Annotated in this window: 2 protein-coding genes; one reads left to right on the forward strand and one right to left on the reverse strand. The window is 74.1% G+C overall.

The window, feature by feature from the left end; translation table 11 throughout:
• Positions 1-144 precede the first annotated feature (144 nt).
• Positions 145-750, reverse strand: a complete 606-nt coding sequence (locus ACRYR7_RS25290) for a GrpB family protein (protein ID WP_432575142.1) — start codon at positions 748-750, stop codon at positions 145-147.
• Positions 751-1,030: 280 nt separating this feature from the next.
• Between ACRYR7_RS25290 and ACRYR7_RS25295 the strand changes: the two genes are divergently transcribed.
• Positions 1,031-1,855, forward strand: a complete 825-nt coding sequence (locus ACRYR7_RS25295; RefSeq protein ID WP_432575143.1) for a 3'-5' exonuclease — start codon at positions 1,031-1,033, stop codon at positions 1,853-1,855.
• The last annotated feature ends 266 nt before the right edge of the window (positions 1,856-2,121 follow it).

Raw genomic sequence — 2,121 nt, forward strand, 5'->3', positions numbered from 1 at the left:
CGCCCTGCCCGCGACGCCCTGCCCGCGACGCCCTGCCCGCGACGCCCTGCCCGCGACGCCCTGCCCGCGACGCCCTGCCCGCGACGCCCTGCCCGCGACGCCCTGCCCGCGACGCCCTGCCCGCGACGCCCTGCCCGCGACAGGTCAGCTGCGGCGGCCCCACGCCTCGAACTCGGCCTGCGCCTCGTCGAAGAACGCCGTCTTGGCCAGGGTGTAGTCGTCGTAGTCGGCATCACCGGCGTGCTCGGCGGCCGTGGCGGTCTTGAAGGCCGCGTAGCGATCGCGCGCCTGCGGGTGGGCGCGCAGCCAGTCGCGGAACCACACGGTGTACCTGCCCCACGGTGAGGCGACCAGCCGGACGTGCAGGATCGCACCGCGGGGCCCGTCGACGTCGTGGACGAACAGCCTCTTGCGCCACACCTCATCGGGCACCTGCCCGCTCTCGTGCTCCGAGCCGCGCGGGATGTCGCGGTAGACCCCGGGGGAGTCCGGGCGCGAGCCCGTCGTGGGCACGAAGCCGGCCGGGGCCAGCGCTTGGTCGAGCAGCGCCGGCTCGGGCAGCGCGCGAACGCGCACCTGCAGGTCGATGAAGGGCTTGGCCTTCAGCCCGGGCACCGAGGTGGAGCCGATGTGCTCGAAGGACTGGCCCACCCCCAGCGGCTTCAGGGCCTGCTCCACCGCGGCGAGCAGCTGCGCTGCGCGTATGGGCCAGGCGGGGTCGTAGGGCTGCAGCACCGCAGGTCCAGGCACGGCCGCGAGGTTAGCGAGACCTGCGTGCACCTGCCAGGGTGGCGCGCGCGTGTCGCCCACGGTGGGCTGCAGTCGCCGAGCACGACGCACCGCGCCCGGGACGCGGCCGCAGAGCCACCACGGTGCTGGGGAGCAGGCCGTGCCGCGCCGCACGTCGATCAGCGCCGCCGACCTGCCTGGACACCGGCAACACCTCGCTGCGAAGGCCTCGTACGCCACGTCGGCGCGGTGACCTCGTGCGCCGTGCCGGCGCGGTGACCTCGTGCGCCATGCTGGCGCCGTGGCGCACCACGACCCCGCCAGCGAGCCCGGGGGCCGACTCGCCAACGAGCCGGTGAGCGAGCCCGCGCACGGCGGCGGGCGGCTCACGGCGCAGCACTGGCCCGCGATCAGCGTCGTCGACATCGAGGGCAACGGCCGCAACCCCCCGGAGATCGTCGAGGTCGCGGTCCTGGACTTCCCCAGCGGCCTGACGCACGCGCAGCACCGCTGGTCCACCCTGGTCAGACCCGGCGCGGGCATCCCCGCCTTCGCCACCACGGTGCACAACCTCACCGACGGCGACGTCTCCCTCAGCCCCACCTGGGCCCAGGTCTCGGGGCAGTTCGTGCAGCGCACCAGCGGCAGGTGGATCTGCGGGCACCACGTGGCCACCGAGCGCAGCGTGCTCACCCACCACCTCACCCCTCACCTCACCCGCCACCTCGGCCTCGCGCTCAAGGACCGGGCGCACCGGCGAGGGGACCGCGAGGAGGAGCAGCAAGGGCAGCAAGACCAACAGGCACAGCAGCACGAGCAGGCACAGCAGCACCAGCAGCGGGGCGAGCACTGGCGCCCCCTGGGGTACCTGGACACCCTGAAGCTGGCTCGCCACCTGCTGCCGCAGGCACCCGCCCACGGGCTGCACCGTCTGCTCGAGCTCACCGGCGTGCCCCTGAGCGCGGACTGGGGGCGAGCTCACCGCGCCACGTGCGACGCGGTGGCCACCGCCCTGCTGGCGCAGCACCTGATCACGGCTTTCGGGCTCGACTGGAGCACCTTCCACGCGCTGTGCGCCCTGAGCGACAAGACTGCCGACAGTCCACGAGGTGAGCGGTTGTTCTGAGAGTGGAGCACGCACGCACGGCGGCCGCCGCCGCCGGCCGCCAGGCGTGGTCACCACGGGAGCGCGGTCACCACGAGGGCGCGAGCACCACGCAGGCACCGGCACGACGGCACCGGCAAAGCCGAGCATCATCAGAGCTCAGGCACCGCAGTCCAGGCACCGCAGTCCAGGCACCGCAGTCCAGGCACCGCAGTCCAGGCACCGCAGTCCAGGCACCGCAGTCCAGGCACCGCAGTCCAGGCACCGCAGTCCAGGCACCGCAGTCC

It is taken from the genome of Kineococcus gurbantunggutensis (genome assembly GCF_050871925.1).
Lineage (GTDB): Bacteria > Actinomycetota > Actinomycetes > Actinomycetales > Kineococcaceae > Kineococcus.